We start from the raw sequence: 17,421 nt of genomic DNA on the forward strand, positions 1-17,421 counted from the left end.
CCCCGACTCATCCCCCCCCCCCCCTCCTCCCCCGCGCTTCCGCGGCCGCCGCGTGTCACCACCCCGCCCCCGGCCCCCCCCCTAAGCGCCCGCCCCCCCCCCCGCCCGCCCCCCCCGCGACAGCGGCGATACCACCAGCGCCATGCCGAGCCCCATCAATGCCATCAGCGGGAATACCCCGATCCAGAAATTGTGGATGCCCCAATAGGCCAGCAAGGCAAGTCCGGCAAAGGCAAGAGCCACAACCAGACTGCCGCTGGAGATCGGAAAGCGAGGCCCGATGCGGTCGGACCACTGGCCGACCGGTCCGGACAACACTGCGATCAATGCCGAAAGCGGCAAGAAGATGAAACCGACCTCGGCCGCGCTCAGCCCCCATCCGGCGATCATGAGCATCGGCAGATAGAACAGATTGGCCGACAGCGCAAAATAAAGGAAGAAGGTCGCCACATTGGCGCCCGCGAACGCGCCGATCCGAAACAACGACAGATCGATCATCGGCTCGCGCCGCCGGCGCTCGAAGACGATGAACACGACGAGCAAAACCGCACCGGCGGCAATACTCGGGCCGGACATCAGCCCCTCCCCGTCGCCACTGATCGAGGTCAGACCGTAAGCGAGAGCTCCGAACGCCAATATGGCGAGTGCAGCGCCGCCGAGATCGAGGCTGCGCTTTTCCACCGGCGCGTCGGCAGGGACCTTGGCCAGCAGAAGATAGACCGAGATAAGGCCGAGCGGCAGATTGATGGCGAAGATCGCCCGCCAGATGCCGTCGCCGAACGCCGACAGCACGAAGCCGCCCAGCACCGGGCCGAGCGCCGTCGTCAGTGCTGATGCTGCGGCCCAGATGCCGATCGCCCGGCCGCGTTCCTTTTTCGGATAGGCTTTGGCGATAATGGCCAGGCTGCCCGGCACCATGATGGCCGCTCCGACACCCTGGATAGCCCGAAACGCAATAAGCACCGCCGGGTCAGGCGCCAGCGCGCAGGCAAGCGAGGCGGCAATGAACAGGACGATGCCGGCGACGAAGGAGTGGCGCAGGCCGAAGCGATCGCCGGCGGCGCCGCCGACGAGAATGAGGGCTGAGAGTGTCAATGCGTAGGCATTGGAAATCCATTGTGCCTCGGCGAGGCTGGCGCCGAGGTCGACGCGGATCGCCGGCGTCGCAATGGCCAGGACCGACCCGTCGATGAAGCCTAGTGCAGAAGCCAGGATCGCGGCGATCAGCACGAACCGCCGCTGCGCCTGTGGACAGAACGTATCGGCGGGAAGTGAGCCGGTCAGGGGAACGGCGCCGGTACCGACTTTGGTTGGCGTGTGCATGCCGCCTTACCTAGATCGCCGGCGCGCCGGCGACAACCGGCCAGCAGACTGTTCTCGTTGAAACCAGGTCCAACCTGGCCACACAGGCAGGATCACGCCGCTCAGGGTGCAAACGGCAAGTGCCGTGCTAAGCTTCTCGCGGCGCTACAGACAAGGGAGAAATACCGCATGAAACGGCCGCTCGAACCCTCGGCGGAAGGACGCGGGCGCGTCGTCGGCATCACCGACGGCGTGTTCGCCATCGCGCTCACCCTGATCGTCCTCGAGATCAGGGTGCCGGCGCATGAAACGGTGCATTCCGAACGCGAGTTGATCACAGCGATCACAGCACTGGCGCCGCGCTTCCTGACCTATGCGCTCAGCTTCCTGACGCTGACCATCTTCTGGTTCGGCCAGCAGGCGCAACACGGGCTGATTGCAAAATCCGACCGGCGGCTTGCCACGCTGAACCTCTGCTTCCTCGGCTTCATCGCCTTGCTGCCGTTCTCGACCGACCTTCTCGCCGACTTCCTCGAATTCAGGACTGCGGTGCTCGCCTACTGGTTCAATCTTTTGATGCTCGGACTGACGCTGCTCGCCAGTTGGCGCTACGCGGACAAAAACGGATTTCTGGCCGAAGGTGTCGACGCGGAGACCACCCGAACGGTCTATCTGCGCATCGTCAAGGCACAGATCCTGTGGGCCGTCGGCGCTGCTCTCTGCCTGATCAGCCCGTTGCTCAGCGTCGGCTTCATCCTGGTGGTGCAGCTGATCTATGCCGCAGCGCCGCGCGCGCCACTGCTGCGCAAGGTCATCGGGTGAATGGAGCGACGCCTGTCCGCCTTAGGTGTGTTGAGATTCAGGTCAGGCCGAGCCGAAAATGGTGGCTTCCGAGAACCGGAGCGGAGCGTACTTTTGAGTACGTGAGCACCGGAAGCGGAGGAAGCCGCCGTTTGCAGGCCGGCATCACCTGAATATCAACATGCCCTACTCGACGAACTCCACCGTAACGCCGGGCGTCACGATCTTGGCAAGCTCGCGCGCGTCCCAATTGGTCAGCCGCACGCAGCCATGGCTTTCGGTCTTGCCGATCTTGGACGGATCCGGCGTGCCGTGGATTCCGTAGGTCGGCTTGTCCAGCGCAATCCAGACCGAGCCGACCGGGCCGTTCGGCCCCGGCGGGATGGTCAGGATCCTGTCGTTTTCGCCCTGCTTGAAATTGATGTTCGGGTTGTAGGTGTAGTTCGGGTCCAATGCGACACGCGACACCGCATGCGTGCCGGACGGCGACGGCGTGTCGGACGAGCCGATAGTCGCCGGATAGGCTGCGACCAGCTTGCCCGCCGCATCATAGGCGCGGACCTGCTTATTGGACTTATCGGCGATGATGCGCGCCACCGGCGTCGCCACCAGCCTGCCGAAATTGGCGACCTTGATGATGGTGCCCGGACGATTGAAATTGGCGTCCGGATTGAGCTTGTTCAGATAGGTTTCATCCATATGGAAGCGCTCGGCCAACGCTTCGGGTACCGACGTGTAGCCCATCCGATCGAGCTGGGCCTTTTGGCTGTAGTCCTCCGGTATCGAGGCGACATAGGGACCGGCCGCATCCTCGGGCGTGATCGTATATGAGGCGAAGGCATCGCCGCCGGATTGCGCCAGGGCCGCCTGGATGCCGATTGCGTCGGTCGATTTCAGATTGCTGCCGGTGATCTCATTATAGGCGGCGAGCGCCTTGTCGACATTCGAGCCGAAGCGTCCGTCGATGACGCCGGGCGATGCACCGGCACGGTCGAGCAGCACCTGCAGTGCCGCCACGTCCTCGCGGGCGCCGAGCGCAAGCGACGGGTCGACCGCCGTCTTGCCGCCAGTGCTTGGCGGCCGGGCTGTATCTGGCGGTAAGGCCGCCTGCTCGTTCGGCCCCGTCGGCTCGACCGGCTCGATCGAGGCCTCGTTGAGCGGCTGGCGCTCGATGGTGCGCGGCTTTGCCTCCGGATAACCATTGCCGTAGCCGTCATCCCGTGGCGCTTCGGGGAAGGCTTCCACCGAATTGTCGCCATTAAGATCGTAGTCGTCGGCCGGCGGCACGATGATCCTGCCCTCGTCTTCCAACTGCCTGCGGCGGTAGCGCGCCATGTCCTGCGGGTCGTCGAGATAATAGCGGTCGTCCTCGACCGGTCCGAGATTGCGCAAGCGCTCGCGGCGCAAGGCACGGCGGTCGAGCCTGGTCTGCGGCGGCTGGATGGCGATAACCTTGCCGGTCTCCGCATCGACGATGACGCGGTTTCCCCTGGCGTCGTAATAGATGTCGAGATTGCCGTTCTGGGCAATCAGAACGCCGCCGCCATTGGCGGCACGAACCACCCGTGGCGCGGTATCCACTATTGGCGAGGCCATCGCATTCGACGCCAGCAGCCCGGCAGCAAGCGCTGAAAGGGTGAAGATGGTGCGCAACATGATGGCCAAATTCTCCGGTCCGTAATTGCCGCCGCCGGCATTGTCTCTTCAAAGCGCCGCACGTCTTTTTCGACGCGCAAAGGACGCTCTAACGCTTTAAATCTCCGCATCGTGCTTTGCGAAAATCAAAACTCGATTTCGGGCCGATGTGGTAGGCGAACCCCTTCGCCAGCAAATCAGTTGCCAACGATAAGGTTCCAATATGAACCGGGCATGAAGATGGCGGATTTCTGACCGATTAACCGGCAGCGAGTCCCAATTCCTTGCGCGCCTGCTTTGTCAGCTTCAGCGCGACAAGACGGTGGCTTTCGCGCAAATAATCCTTCAGCGCCTCATCATCCATGCTTTCGCCGGTCTGGCGCTGGATCCATTTCATGCCGCGCGAGGCGAGATACGGCGCCGGCCGAAGGCCCGGCTGTTCCCTCAGCACATCATAGGCGATATCGGAGCATTTGAAGGTGACGAACGGCTCCTTGCCTTCACTCCAGCCGCCGATTGCGAAGACTTTGCCGCCGACTTTCCAGACATGCGCGCCGCCCCACTGCACGACATGGGTCGTCGAAGGCAGCGAGGCGCAGAAACTGTTGTAGTCGTCCAACGTCATCTGCGCCCCACCAAGTGTTAGACCATGAACCGAAGGCCGGCGTAACAAAAGGGTATGCCGGTTTTTCGGAAAGGATCATGGTCGAGATTGAAGATAGGAATTCCATCCCGATTCGATCGGGATGGAACAGGTCCTTGGCTTGAGCTCAGGCGGCCGCCTCGGTTGCCACGACCGCGGGCTTCGAGCGGAAGTTCAAGCGGTCGGAGCCGGCGGTGACCTTGACGGTTGAGCCGTCGAGGATCTCGCCGAGCAGGATCTTTTCCGCCAGGGGGTCCTGCAATTCCTTCTGCATCACCCGCTTCAGCGGCCGCGCGCCATAGGCCGGGTCGTAACCCTTGGCCGCCAGCCAGTCGATCGCCTCCTGATCGAGCGAAAGCGATATCTTGCGGTCAACAAGCAGGTTTTCCAGCCGCTTGAGCTGGATTTGGACGATCTGGCCCATATCCTGGCGGCGCAGCCGGTGGAACAGGATCACCTCGTCGATGCGGTTGAGGAATTCCGGCCGGAACGAAGCCCTGACGACATTCATCACCTCGTCGCGCACGACGTCGACATCCTGGTCCTCGCCGAGATTGACCAGATATTCGCCGCCGAGATTGGACGTCATGATGATCAGCGTGTTGCGGAAGTCGACCGTGCGGCCCTGCCCGTCGGTCAGCCGGCCGTCGTCGAGCACCTGCAGCAGCACGTTGAAGACATCAGGATGCGCCTTCTCGATCTCGTCGAACAACACGACCTGATAGGGCCGGCGCCGCACCGCTTCGGTCAGCGCGCCGCCTTCCTCATAGCCGACATAGCCGGGAGGCGCGCCGATCAGCCGGGCGACCGAGTGCTTCTCCATGAACTCCGACATGTCGATGCGCACCATGGCGCTCTCGTCGTCGAACAGGAAGCTGGCCAGCGCCTTGGTCAATTCGGTCTTGCCGACGCCCGTCGGCCCGAGGAACATGAACGAGCCGAGCGGCCGGTTCGGGTCCTGCAGACCCGCGCGGGCCCGGCGCACCGCTTTCGACACTGCCTGCACCGCCTCGCCCTGGCCGACGACGCGCCTGCCGATCTCGTCTTCCATGCGCAACAGCTTGTCGCGCTCGCCTTCCAGCATCTTGTCGACCGGGATGCCCGTCCAGCGCGAGACGATATGGGCGACGTGATCGGGGCCGACCACTTCTTCGACCATGCCGGCCTTGCCATCCCTGGCTTCGGCCTGCTTCAGCTGCTTTTCGAGTTCCGGGATCTTGCCGTAAGCAAGTTCACCGGCGCGCTGGAATTCACCTTGGCGCTGGGCGATGGCAAGTTCGTTGCGCGCCTCGTCGAGCTGTTTCTTGAGGTCGGCGGCAAGCCCGAGCTTCTGCTTCTCGGCCTGCCATTTCGAGGTCAGCTCGGTCGATTCCTCCTCGAGGTTCGAGAGTTCCTTCTCGAGCCGCGCGAGCCGGTCCTTCGAGGCATCGTCCTTCTCGACCTTCAGCGCCTCGCGCTCGATCTTGAGCTGCATGATGCGGCGATCGATCTCGTCCAGCGCCTCGGGCTTCGAATCGACCTGCATGCGGAGCCGCGAGGCGGCCTCGTCGACGAGATCGATCGCCTTGTCCGGCAAGAAGCGGTCGGCGATGTAGCGGTTTGACAGTGTAGCGGCCGCGACCAGTGCCGAATCCGAGATGCGCACCTTGTGGTGCTGCTCGTATTTCTCTTTCAGGCCGCGCAGGATCGAGACAGTGTCTTCGACCGTCGGCTCATTGACGAAGACCGGCTGGAAGCGGCGGGCAAGGGCCGCATCCTTCTCGACATGCTTGCGGTATTCGTCGAGCGTGGTTGCGCCGACACAATGCAGTTCGCCGCGGGCGAGCGCCGGCTTCAGCAGGTTCGACGCGTCCATGGCGCCATCCGCCTTGCCGGCACCGACAAGCGTGTGCATCTCGTCGATGAACAGAATGATGCCGCCGGCGGCAGACGTGACTTCGGAAAGCACCGCCTTCAGCCGCTCCTCGAACTCGCCGCGGTACTTGGCGCCGGCGATCAGCGACCCCATGTCGAGCGCCATCAGTTGCTTGTCCTTGAGCGATTCCGGCACATCGCCATTGACGATGCGCAGCGCCAGCCCTTCGGCGATCGCCGTCTTGCCGACGCCGGGTTCGCCGATCAGCACTGGGTTGTTCTTGGTGCGGCGCGACAGCACCTGGATGGTGCGGCGGATTTCGTCGTCGCGGCCGATGACCGGATCGAGCTTGCCCGCGCGGGCGTCCGCCGTCAGGTCGCGCGCGTATTTCTTCAGCGCGTCGTAGCCCTGCTCGGCGCTCGCCGAATCGGCGGTGCGACCTTTGCGTACGTCGTTGATGACCTGGTTCAGCGCCTGCGGCGTGACACCGGCCTTGGACAGGATGTCGGCGGTCTTGGCCGATTTTTCCATGGCCAGCGCCTGCAAAAGCCGTTCGACGGTGACGAAGCTGTCACCGGCCTTCTTGGCCAGTTCCTCGGCGGTCGAGAACACCTTTGCCAGCGGCTGCGCCAAATAGAGCTGGCCATTGCCGCCCTCGACCTTGGGCATTGCTTCCAGTGCCGTTTCGACGCCGAGCTTGACGTCACGGACATTGCCGCCGGCGCGCTCGATCAGCGACGCAGCCAGGCCCTCGTCGTCATCGACAAGGACCTTGAGAATATGCTCGGGGGTGAATTGCTGGTGGCTGCGGGAAAGCGCCATGGTTTGCGCGGACTGGATAAAGCCGCGCACGCGCTCGGAATATTTTTCAAGATTCATGCCTGTCTCCTTCCGTCACCGGCCCGCTTCGCGGCACCGGATCAGATTGCGGTGACGGACCCGCCCGTTCGAGCCGGATCCTGTTCACGCAAGATATGGGACGCAAACCACGGACCCTCAAGACGCCTCGACACTGGCGAATGCATAATATTCCGAGCGCGCAAAGCAAAAACGGCGGAGATTTCTCTCCGCCGCCTGGGGTAAAGGATGCGCTAAGATCGACTGAACGTTTTTCCGATCAATTCTCGACGTCTGCGATCACAGCTTGACCGTCGGGGCCTTCAGCCGGCGCTGCATCGACATTGCCAGCGTCGGTATTGCCAGTCTCGGCATTGCTTGTCTCGGCACTGCTTGTCTCGGCACTGCCAGTCTCGGCACTGTCAGGGCCGGCGTTGTCGTTGCCGCCATTTGCCTGTTCGACATCGAGGCGCGGGCGACGCGGACGCCTGGGGCGGCGGGCCGGGCTGTTTTCGGCCGCGGCTTCGTTGAGCTCGGCCTGGGCGGCGAGACCCGCCGGCGAAAGGTTGTCGAATTGCGGTGCGGGCTCGCTCACAAAGACCGGCCCAGCGGCCGGCACGGGCTCCGCCTGCGCCGGCGTCTCGTCGCGCCGTGGCTGTTCGGCGCGCTGGCCACCCTGCTCGCCGCGCGCGCCATACTCGCCGCGCTGGCCGTTCTGGCCGTAACCGCCATTGGGGCGACGGTCGCGGTGGCGTCCGCCATTGTTGTCGCGGCCGTCACGGTTGTCGCGGCCGCCCCGATTGTCGCGGCTGTTTTCCTGGTTCAGAGCCAGCTCGGCCGGCGTGCCATCGATGACCGGCTGCGGGCCGGCACCGTGATTGGCCGCCGAACCCGACGTCTCGTTGGCATTGTTGTTGCCGGCATTGTCGAACTCGTCGCGATCCTCGTCGCCGTCATCGTCGAAATCATCGCGATTCTGCTGCGCGTTCTGGATCGGCATCTGCGCCTGAGCGGCTGCGATGATGCGGTTATAGTGCTCTGCATGCTGGAGATAGTTTTCCGCCATCACCCGGTCGCCGGAGCTTTGCGCGTCACGGGCAAGGGTTGCGTACTTCTCGGCAATCTGCTGAGCCGATCCGCGGATCTTCACGTCCGGGCCGTTGCTCTCGTAGTTGCGCGTCAGGGGATTAGGCCCCTTACGGTTGTTGTTGTTATTGTTGTTGCCGCCGCCGCCATTGTTGTTGCGACCGCGCATGCGCCTGTTTTGCTGTTGTGGCCTCATTAGACTCTCTTCACTTTGAAATTTTCGAAAAACTCTTCACGAACGGAGGCGCTCATGCGGCCAGCCGTTTCGTTCCTTCACCGGCGTTCGCCCGCATCAATTGCGTTGGCGCCACGTGCCATCCTGTTCCGGTTACTTCACTTGCCGGACGATTCCCGCACGAAGCTTGGGCGTCGTTTGCGCAAGAAGGCAGCTATTTCCAAGGAAAACCGAATCGCTAAGAGCACTGCCTGCTTCGTCTCATCCGGTTAAGGCGACCCTAGCCGCATTCCCCGGTATTGCCAAGCGCTTTTTTCGCACTGCATCACGGCTTTCACCGTTCGAACACAAGAACTCTGTCGTTTCCGCCGAGATCACGAAACACCCCGACCGAACGGTACCCGGCCGCGGAGAATATCTCCGTAACCTGTTGGTGCTGCGTATGGCCGATCTCGACCGCAATCCTGCCTTGGACTTCCAAATACGCTGCCGCTCCCGCGGCGATCTTCCTGTAGGGGCTCAGACCGTCCACACCGCCATCGAGGGCCTGGCGTGGATCGAAACCGCGGACCTCGTCCTGCAGATTTCCAATGTCGTCTGAGGGTATATAGGGAGGGTTTGCGACAATTACATGGTACCGGCCAGAAACTTTTTCAAACCAGTCGGATTTGAGCGGCGTGAACCGGCCGGCGAGCCCCAATTCCCCGGCATTACGCATGGCTGTGGCCAGCGCCTCCTGCGAAATGTCAACGCCGGTGGCGGTCGCGGCCGGAACGGCGCTGAGCAGCGCCAGCGCGATGGCACCGGTACCGGTCCCTAGATCGAGGATGCGGCAGCAGCCCTCGCGTGCCGCCATTGCCTTGACGAAGGGCAGTATAGCCTCGACCAGCGTTTCGGTATCCGGCCGCGGCTCCAGCGTTTGCGGCGAAAGCGAAAGGCGCAAGCCGTAGAATTCGCGGTAGCCAAGGATTCGGTGTACCGGCTCGCCGGCGATGCGCCGCCGCAAGGCGGCTTCGATTACCGCCGTCACGTCCGTATCGACAGCGCGCCCGGGATCGGCGATGGCCTGCGTGCGACTGGTGCCGGAAAAATGCTCGACGATCAGCCTGGCATCGAGCGCCGGATCCGCGATTCCGGCTGCGGCGAGCCGGTTTCGCGCCTCCCGCAGCAGTGGCGCCAGCGTGGCGGGCAGGCTGTCAGCCATCGATGCCGATATCGGCGAGCAGCTTCGACTGGTGATCGGCTATCAGCGCGTCGATGACCTCGTCGAGTTCGCCCATCATCACCCGGTCGAGCTTGTAGAGCGTCAGGTTGATGCGATGATCGGTGACGCGACCTTGCGGAAAATTATAGGTGCGGATGCGTTCCGAGCGGTCGCCCGAGCCGACCTGCGACTTGCGCGATTCGGAACGTTCCTCGTCCGCCTTGCTGCGCTCGAGGTCGTAGAGCCTGGCGCGCAGGATCTGCATGGCCTTCGCCCGGTTCTGGTGCTGCGACTTTTCCGCCTGCACCACCATGATGCCGGTCGGAAGATGGGTGATGCGCACGGCCGAATCGGTGGTGTTGACGTGCTGGCCGCCGGAACCCGAGGCGCGCATCGTGTCGATGCGGATGTCTTCGGCCCTGATGTCGATGTCGACTTCTTCGGCTTCCGGCAGCACCGCGACCGTCGCCGCCGAGGTATGAATGCGTCCGCCCGCCTCGGTCGTCGGCACGCGCTGCACCCGGTGCACGCCGGATTCGAACTTCAGATGGGCAAAGACGCCCTTGCCCGAAACGGTGGCGATGATTTCCTTGTAGCCGCCGACCTCACCCTCGCTGGCCGACACCGTCTCGAAACGCCAGCCATGCGCCGCGGCATAGCGCTCGTACATGCGAAACAGGTCGCCGGCGAAAAGCGCCGCCTCGTCGCCGCCGGTGCCGGCGCGGATCTCGAGGATGGCGTTCTTGTCGTCGGCGGCATCCTTGGGCAACAGCAGTATCTGGATGTCCTTCTGCAGCGCCTCGATGCGATGCTTGACCTCCGGCAGGTCGGCCTCGGCCAAGGCGCGCATCTCGGCGTCGGTGCCCTTGTCGGCGAGCATCGCCTCCAGATCGCCCTGTTCGTGCTCCGCGGCGCGCAGTGCCCTGATCTTTGCCACCATCTCCTGGATGTCGGCATATTCGGAGGCCATCCTGACATAGGCGTCCGGCGCTGGCCCGGCCGACATCTGCGCTTCGAGCATGTCGAAACGCTTGACGACTTGATCCATACGGTCGCGGGGCAGGTTGATCATGGCGAAGTCTATAGCGGTATAGAGCGGTCGTCGGCAAAGGCTTGCAGCAGCGCCCGCATCGGCAGGCCATGCGCCGGCGCCATCAGATTATCGTCGAAGAACGCTTCCAGTTCGCTGAGCGGCAGTTCCGTCAGCATCGCCTTGACCGGGCCGATCGATGCCGGAGACATCGAGATCGAGCGATAGCCAAGGCCGATCAGCGCCATCGCCGAGATCGGCTTGCCGGCAAGTTCGCCGCACAAGGTCACCGGCGTCTGGTTGCGCGCCCCGGCGTCGGCAATCTGCTTCAGGACGCGCAGGAACGGCGTCGAGAGCGGGTCGAAGCGGTCGGACAATTGGGTGTTGCCGCGATCCACCGCCATGACGAACTGGAACAGGTCGTTCGAGCCGACCGAGACGAAATCGACCGCCTTCATCAGTTCGTCGAGCTGGAACAGCAACGACGGCACCTCCAGCATCGCCCCAAGCTTCAGGCTGGTCGGCAAATGATGGGCAAAGCGCGACAGATGCCGCACCTCGCGATCGATGATCTCGCGCGCCTGCGCGATCTCGCCGAGTTCCGTCACCATTGGCAGCATCAGCTTCAGTTCGCGCCCGCCGCACGCCTTGAGCAGCGCGCGGATCTGGGTGCGCAGCAATCCAGGCCGGTCGAGCGTCAGGCGGATGGCCCGCCAGCCGAGCGCCGGATTTTCCTCCTGGATCGAGCCCTTGAAATAGGGCAGCACCTTGTCGCCGCCGATATCGATGGTGCGGAACGTCACCGGCTTGTCGCGCGCCGCCTCGAGCACGTCACGATAGAGCCGCTCTTGGGCTTCGGCGCGCGGAAAGGTCGAAGCGACCATGAATTGCAGCTCTGTGCGGAACAGGCCGATGCCGGCCGCACCCGCTTCGGCCAGTTGCGGCAGATCGACCGCCAGCCCGGCATTCATCAGAAGATCGACCTGGACCCCGTCCTTGGTCACCGACGGCTTCTTGCGCAGTTCGCGGTAGACCTCCTGCCGCCGCGCCCTGAAGCGCACTTTCTCGGCATAGGCCGCCTCGAGGTCGGGCTGCGGGCGCAGATGGATCGCGCCTTCCTCGCCGTCAACGATGATGGCATCGCCGTTTTCCGCCATGGAAACGGCGCCCTTCATCTGGCCGGCGACCGGTATGCCCATGGCCCGCGCCACAATGACGACATGGCTGGTCGCCGCGCCGTCCTCCAGCACCAGCCCGCGCAGCTTGTCCCTGGGATAATCGAGCAGCTCCGCAGCACCCATCGAGCGGGCGACGATGATGGCGTCCTTGGGCAGCGAGGCCGCGACGTCCTCCGGTCCGCGCCCCATCAGCTGCCGCAGCAGCCGATTGGCGAGATCGTCGAAATCGCTCATCCGTTCGCGCAGATACGGATCGGTCATGTGCAGCATGCGGGCACGCATGTCGCTCTGCACCTTTTCGACCGCCGCTTCGGCCGTCAGGCCGTTGCGGATCGCCTCCTCGAGCCGGCGCACCCAGCCGCGGTCGTTGGCGAACATGCGATAGGCTTCGAGCACCTGGCGATGCTCGCCCTCGAAGGCGACGTCGCGGCGCTCCAGCATGTCGTCGATGGAGAGCCTGAGCGAGCCGAGCGACGCGTCGAGCCGCCTGACCTCTTCCTCGCTGTCCTCGTTGAAAAGATTGGTGACGACGATGCGCGGCTCGTGCAGCACCACATGGCCGAGACCGACGCCTTCGTTGAAGGACAGGCCGGTAAAGCTTACCGGGCGGCGCAGATCGAGCTCGAGGCCGGGCCTTGTCAGCCGCTCCAGATCGCCGGTGGCGATCATCTCGGCGATCACCATCGCCGTTGTTTCCAGCGCCTCGACCTCGTCGTCGCGATAATGGCGCATGGTCTTGTTCTGCACGACCAGGACGCCGAGTGTCCGCCCTGCCCGCAGCACCGGCACGCCGAGGAAGGAATTATAGATTTCTTCCCCTGTCTCCGGCAGGTAGGCGAAGGCAGGATGCTCCTGCGCGTTGGAGAGGTTGAGCGGCCGCGCCGAGGCCGCGATCGTGCCGACCAGGCCTTGGCCCAGCCTGAGCTGCGCCAGGTGGACGGCGTTCGGGTTCAGGCCTTCGGTGGCGTAGAGTTCGAGCACCGAATCGGCGCGCAGCACATAGAGCGAGCAGACCTCGGCAACCATGTTGGAGGCGATATCGCGCACGATTCGGTCAAGCCGCTCCTGCGGCTCCAGCGGCTCTTGCATGAGCTCGCGGAGCCGTTTCAGCAAAACGCGCGGGCCACTGGCCGAATCACGCATCGCGGCTTCTTCCTCCAATAGCATTTCAACCGGTGCAGGTTGCCCTGCACAGCGGCACAAACGCAACAACTCAATTAGAGCGCTGTCGTCCAATTGGACGCATAAAGACCGCTCCAAGATTTTCGATCCGCTGCATCCTGCCTTCCGAAAATCGATTCCGATTTTCGGGCCGATGCAGTCTGCTACTGCTTATCCAGACCGTACACGGAATGCAAAGTGCGAACTGCTAGTTCCGTATAGGGACCGTCGATCAGGATCGAAATCTTGATTTCGGACGTCGTGATGGCGCGGATGTTGATCGCGCGGTCGGCCAGCGCCTTGAAGGCGGTAGCGGCGACGCCGGCATGGCTGCGCATGCCGATGCCGATTACCGAGACCTTCGACATGCCGGCTTCCGACTGCACCACGTCGTAGCCGATCGTCGCCTTCAGCCGCTCGAGCACGGCGAGCGCCTTGTCGACGTCGCCGGATGGCACGGTGAAGGTCATGTCGGTGAACTTGCCGTCCTCGGAAATGTTCTGGACGATCATGTCGACGTTGATATTGGCCTCGGCCAGCGGCCCGAAAATGCCGGCGGCGACGCCCGGCCGGTCGCCGACGCGGCGCAGCGAAATCTGCGCCTCGTCCTTGGCATAGGCAATTCCGGTGACGACCTGCTGTTCCACGATCTCTTCCTCGTCGCAAATAAGCGTTCCCGGCGGATTGAGCAAATCCCCCATTCCGGGTGCATCGGGATCGTCGAAGGACGACCGCACGAAAGTACGCACCCTGTGCACCATGGCAAGCTCGACCGAGCGTACCTGCAGGACCTTGGCCCCCAGCGAGGCCATTTCGAGCATTTCCTCGAACGAAATCTTGGCCAGCCGCCGCGCTTTCGGCTCGATGCGCGGATCGGTCGTATAGACCCCGTCGACGTCGGTGTAGATGTCGCAGCGGTCGGCCTTGACCGCTGCCGCGATGGCGACAGCGCTGGTATCGGAACCGCCGCGGCCGAGCGTTGCGATCCGGTTGTCCGGCCCGATGCCTTGGAAACCGGCGACCACCGCCACCTGGCCTTCGCCGAAGCGCTTGATCAGGAATCCGCCGTCGATATCGAGAATGCGCGCCGCGCCATGCGCGTTGTCGGTCTTGATCGGGATCTGCCAGCCTTGCCAGGAGCGGGCATGCACGCCGATATTCTGCAGGGCGATCGCCAGCAAGCCGGCGGTGACCTGCTCGCCGGACGCGACCACGGCGTCATATTCGCGCGCATCGTGCATCGGCGAGGCCTCGCGCGTCCATTGCACGAGCTCGTTGGTCTTGCCGGACATCGCCGAGACCACGACGGCGACCTCATGGCCGGCGTCGACCTCGCGTTTGACATGACGCGCCACATTGCGGATGCGGGCGATGTCGGCGACGGAGGTTCCGCCGAATTTCATCACGATGCGCGCCATAGAAGCGAAATGCCTTTGACTGGATGCCGGACCGAAGGCCGAAAAGCGGAAAAATACGCCAAGCTGTGGCCGGGCGCTCAATGCGCGGCCTCCTTAGCCAAATGATCGCGGTTTCGCAAGGCGGTGAGGATTCCGTCGCCTTGCCCCGTCCATCAACCAGATTTCAAGCCACGCTCTTGGTGAGCTTTGGCTTTTGCTGCTCGACACGGGCGAGACCCGCTCCGGCGATGACGCGGTCACGGCCCTCAGCCTTTGCCTGATACAAAGCGCGATCCGCGGCATTGACGATCTCCGCCCATGAGGCGCCGAGCTCCGGGAAGGCGGCGACCCCGAACGACGCGGTGATGGTGCCGAGCGTGCGGCCGCGGTGCGTGACGTGCAGCTGCTTGATCGCCTTTCGCAGAGCTTCGGCGCGATCGGCGCCATCGGCCAGTGACGTTCCAGGCATCATCAAGGCAAATTCCTCGCCGCCGTAGCGCGAAACCACGTCGCTTTCCCTGACATGGTCGACCAGCGTGGCGGCCACCTGCTTGAGGACGAGATCCCCCGCTTCGTGGCCGAACGTATCGTTGAACTGCTTGAAATGATCGACGTCGAGCATGATCAACGTCAGCGGCTGCTCGGCACGTTCCAGGCGCCTGAGCTCGCGGCTGCTGGTCTCCTCAAGGTAGCGGCGATTGTAGAGCCCGGTGTTGGGATCCCGGATCGACTGCTGCCGCAACGTCTCGCGCAGACGCAGATTGGCAAGCGCCAACGCCAGCGTATCGACGACGCCACGCAGTATCTGCTGCCGTTCGGCAAGCCACTCCGGCTTGTCAACGGCATTCGGCTCGCACAGATGCAGGATGCCAAGCGTCTCTCCCTGCGCTGCTAGAGGCATACAGACATAACCGCGGCCGCCATTTTCGGTGATGTGGTTGCAGCGCGGCGTCAGCATGCCTGGACCGGCGACGTGCTCCTGGCCGCGCCGCAGCGCCCAACAATCTTCCGGTCCGAACTGGCCGACGCTCGACCGGATGGTGCCCCAATGCGCCATCTCCTCCACCAGGTTGCGCGACGCACTGGTCAGATGAACGGTTCCGCTCAATCCGCCGAAGAAATCAGGCATGGCGGAGCCGACGACGGAAAATGCCTCGTGAAAAGTGACGCAGGCCTGAAGCAGTTCGCCGAGCTTGACCAGGCGGGTCGTGGCCTCCGATGTCTCTTTCAGTTCACGATTGAGCCTCGCCAGTTCTTCGGCACGATCGTGCACCGCCCGCTCGGCACTGCGCAGGTCGCTGATGTCGCTGAGCGTCAGCACGATGCCGCCATCGGCGCGGTTGAGCGGATTGCAGCTGACGACCACGGGCAAGGAGGTCCCATCCGGCTTTGCCAGCCTCACCTCATTCTGGTGGCGGCGGCCGGTGGTCATGGCCAGTTCGACCGGAGATGTTCCCGACGCGGGCTTGTCTCCCGACGGCCCCCTGATATCCAGGGCCGACTGCCAGTCCTGCCCCACGACCTTGTCGCTGCGCCGCCCGATGATCTCGGCTGCCGCCGGATTGACGGACACGACCTGACCCTTGCCGTCGATGACGGCGATGCCTTCGGCAACGGTCTGGACGATGTCTTCGATGTAGGCCTTCTGATCGACAAGTTGAGCGCGCGAGGCTTCGATTTCGGAGGCCATGGTGTCGAACCCTTGCGCCAACTGTCCGAACTCGTCATCGGAGGTGCGGCCGATACGGGCCCCGGCGTCGCCGCGCGCCAGCGATTCGATGCCGCGGTTGAGCCCAGCAAGGCCTTTACTGAAGCCTCGCAACAACAGGAAAGCGGAGGCCGCCGCGATCAGCACGGCTGCAGCGGTACACAGGCCCACAAGCCACAGCATATCGTTCGTGCGCTGCTGCGCGGCACGCAGCAGCGGCGTATACTCGAACAGAACGGCGCCGACGATCTTGCCGGGTGCATCCTCGATCGGCACCGCAACCAGGTCAATCGGATCGGCCACGTCGGCACTGGCCTCGACGAAGTTGCGCGGCACGCCGTCGTCAATCGTCCGGGCGATTTCATTGCCGGGATCGTAGTCGAACGTCGTGCCGATATTTTGCTCTTCTCCCGGAACGTCGGCGAAAATAACCTTGTTTTTGTCTACGATGACGAGATCGCGTTTCGAGCGGCCGTGCTGCAAAGTCACGAATTCGCGGAGCGCATCGGGTCTCTCGAATAATGAACGCGGCGCGTCCGATGCCCTGAAGGCAATAGTTTCGGCCAACTGCCGTGCGACGCTTGTCGCCTCGGCCAGCGCCACGGATTTGGTCAGCGATATCTGCGAGACGATCGCAACGCCGCCAACCAGGCCGATCAAGGCCACGGCGCTGAACAATGTCGCGACTATCTGGGTTCTTATGCGCACCGGGCTGCCCTACTCGGACAGCAATCTAAATGCCAAACACTGACCCAACGTTAAGAAACCGCCAATATCGTAAATTTGCCGTTAAGCCACACCGGCCAGCTGCACTCCCAACGCGGGCGGTTCAGCCCGTCCGCACGATGGCCTGCCACAGGCGCGGATAGTCGAGGACGAAACCGAGCGGCGAGACCTCCAGTGTCTCGTGGTAGCCGAACATCGGGGCGGCATAGGCGTAATGTGCAGCATCGACGCGCTGATAGGTTTGCTCGAGGCGAACGAGCCTGAGTTCGGGAAATGTCAGATAGGCTGCCGGCGCGGGCGTCGCCATACCGACATCGAGGGCAAAACGGCGAAGCGCCAAAAGGTTCGTGGCGGGCGTGAAGCCGAGATCGACATCGATGAGACCGTCGACTTCCGCTTGATGCTCGCCGTTCAGCGTCCATTGGCGCTCGGTCAGCCGGTCGATCCTGTAATGCAGCTCTTGCGTGCCGAGAAAGCCGTCGGCGCGCGCCGATCGTGTATGCCAATCGGCGTCGCAGTCCGCCTCGTAGGCGATGCTGCACGGCTCGCCGTCCTGGACGAAAAGCGCGTGTCCCCTGAGCTTCCACCCGGAACTCGCTTCCGACAGAAGGCAAGCGTCGTGGCCTTCCTGGTCAAGCCGGCGCCAAAGAATGGAAGCAACCGCTCGCATCATTGCGCACTCC

Annotated in this window: 11 protein-coding genes and 1 pseudogene; 1 reads left to right on the top strand and 11 read right to left on the bottom strand. The window is 63.5% G+C overall.

What is annotated here, in order from left to right; all coding sequences use genetic code 11:
• Positions 1 to 117: 117 nt before the first annotated feature.
• Positions 118 to 1,323, bottom strand: a pseudogene (locus NKI41_RS11145) (MFS transporter); the annotation flags it as partial.
• A 168-nt stretch (positions 1,324 to 1,491) separates the two neighbouring features.
• Here NKI41_RS11145 and NKI41_RS11150 point away from each other — a divergent pair.
• Positions 1,492 to 2,124: a TMEM175 family protein gene (locus NKI41_RS11150; RefSeq protein WP_352471308.1), complete on the top strand. Its 633-nt coding sequence runs from the start codon at positions 1,492 to 1,494 to the stop codon at positions 2,122 to 2,124.
• A 165-nt stretch (positions 2,125 to 2,289) separates the two neighbouring features.
• Here NKI41_RS11150 and NKI41_RS11155 read toward each other — a convergent pair whose 3' ends face one another.
• The 10 genes from NKI41_RS11155 to NKI41_RS11200 all read right to left on the bottom strand — a co-directional run bounded on the left by NKI41_RS11155 (position 2,290) and on the right by NKI41_RS11200 (position 17,411).
• Entirely contained in the window at positions 2,290 to 3,759 is a 1,470-nt protein-coding gene (locus tag NKI41_RS11155) for a L,D-transpeptidase family protein (RefSeq protein ID WP_352682970.1), read from the bottom strand.
• A 238-nt stretch (positions 3,760 to 3,997) separates the two neighbouring features.
• Positions 3,998 to 4,363: an MmcQ/YjbR family DNA-binding protein gene (locus NKI41_RS11160; RefSeq protein ID WP_352643391.1), complete on the bottom strand. Its 366-nt coding sequence runs from the start codon at positions 4,361 to 4,363 to the stop codon at positions 3,998 to 4,000.
• Between the two features lie 145 nt (positions 4,364 to 4,508).
• Positions 4,509 to 7,115, bottom strand: a complete 2,607-nt coding sequence (gene clpB / locus NKI41_RS11165) for an ATP-dependent chaperone ClpB (RefSeq protein WP_352682972.1) — start codon at positions 7,113 to 7,115, stop codon at positions 4,509 to 4,511.
• A 238-nt stretch (positions 7,116 to 7,353) separates the two neighbouring features.
• Positions 7,354 to 8,328 (bottom strand): DUF4167 domain-containing protein, encoded by a 975-nt coding sequence (locus tag NKI41_RS11170; protein WP_352471311.1) that lies wholly within the window; start codon positions 8,326 to 8,328, stop codon positions 7,354 to 7,356.
• Between the two features lie 340 nt (positions 8,329 to 8,668).
• Complete coding sequence (gene prmC / locus NKI41_RS11175; RefSeq protein ID WP_352682974.1) at positions 8,669 to 9,538, bottom strand: peptide chain release factor N(5)-glutamine methyltransferase; 870 nt, start codon at positions 9,536 to 9,538, stop codon at positions 8,669 to 8,671.
• Positions 9,531 to 10,610 (bottom strand): peptide chain release factor 1, encoded by a 1,080-nt coding sequence (gene prfA, locus NKI41_RS11180; RefSeq protein ID WP_352682976.1) that lies wholly within the window; start codon positions 10,608 to 10,610, stop codon positions 9,531 to 9,533. Before prfA ends, prmC begins: the two co-directional genes overlap by 8 nt.
• Before the next feature lie 8 nt (positions 10,611 to 10,618).
• Positions 10,619 to 12,889: a phosphoenolpyruvate--protein phosphotransferase gene (gene ptsP, locus NKI41_RS11185; RefSeq protein WP_352471315.1), complete on the bottom strand. Its 2,271-nt coding sequence runs from the start codon at positions 12,887 to 12,889 to the stop codon at positions 10,619 to 10,621.
• Positions 12,890 to 13,071: 182 nt separating this feature from the next.
• On the bottom strand, positions 13,072 to 14,325 hold the full coding sequence (locus NKI41_RS11190) for an aspartate kinase (RefSeq protein WP_352471486.1): 1,254 nt from the start codon (positions 14,323 to 14,325) through the stop codon (positions 13,072 to 13,074).
• A 163-nt stretch (positions 14,326 to 14,488) separates the two neighbouring features.
• On the bottom strand, positions 14,489 to 16,720 hold the full coding sequence (locus NKI41_RS11195; protein ID WP_352503218.1) for a sensor domain-containing diguanylate cyclase: 2,232 nt from the start codon (positions 16,718 to 16,720) through the stop codon (positions 14,489 to 14,491).
• A 121-nt stretch (positions 16,721 to 16,841) separates the two neighbouring features.
• A complete protein-coding gene (locus NKI41_RS11200; protein WP_352682978.1) occupies positions 16,842 to 17,411 on the bottom strand; it encodes a putative glycolipid-binding domain-containing protein in 570 nt (189 codons plus the stop codon).
• Positions 17,412 to 17,421: the final 10 nt, after the last annotated feature.

It is taken from the genome of Mesorhizobium sp. M0601 (genome assembly GCF_040320845.1).
In the GTDB taxonomy this organism is placed as follows: Bacteria; Pseudomonadota; Alphaproteobacteria; order Rhizobiales; family Rhizobiaceae; genus Mesorhizobium.

Excerpts from the sequence above, each read along its gene's own strand:
- NKI41_RS11190 (WP_352471486.1), bottom strand. The coding sequence starts at position 14,325 with ATGGCGCGCATCGTGATGAAATTCGGCGGAACCTCCGTCGCCGACATC.
- NKI41_RS11155 (WP_352682970.1), bottom strand. The coding sequence starts at position 3,759 with ATGTTGCGCACCATCTTCACCCTTTCAGCGCTTGCTGCCGGGCTGCTG.
- ptsP (WP_352471315.1), bottom strand. The coding sequence starts at position 12,889 with ATGCGTGATTCGGCCAGTGGCCCGCGCGTTTTGCTGAAACGGCTCCGC.
- NKI41_RS11200 (WP_352682978.1), bottom strand. The coding sequence starts at position 17,411 with ATGATGCGAGCGGTTGCTTCCATTCTTTGGCGCCGGCTTGACCAGGAA.
- NKI41_RS11160 (WP_352643391.1), bottom strand. The coding sequence starts at position 4,363 with ATGACGTTGGACGACTACAACAGTTTCTGCGCCTCGCTGCCTTCGACG.
- prfA (WP_352682976.1), bottom strand. The coding sequence starts at position 10,610 with ATGATCAACCTGCCCCGCGACCGTATGGATCAAGTCGTCAAGCGTTTC.
- NKI41_RS11170 (WP_352471311.1), bottom strand. The coding sequence starts at position 8,328 with ATGCGCGGTCGCAACAACAATGGCGGCGGCGGCAACAACAATAACAAC.
- NKI41_RS11150 (WP_352471308.1), top strand. The coding sequence starts at position 1,492 with ATGAAACGGCCGCTCGAACCCTCGGCGGAAGGACGCGGGCGCGTCGTC.
- prmC (WP_352682974.1), bottom strand. The coding sequence starts at position 9,538 with ATGGCTGACAGCCTGCCCGCCACGCTGGCGCCACTGCTGCGGGAGGCG.
- clpB (WP_352682972.1), bottom strand. The coding sequence starts at position 7,115 with ATGAATCTTGAAAAATATTCCGAGCGCGTGCGCGGCTTTATCCAGTCC.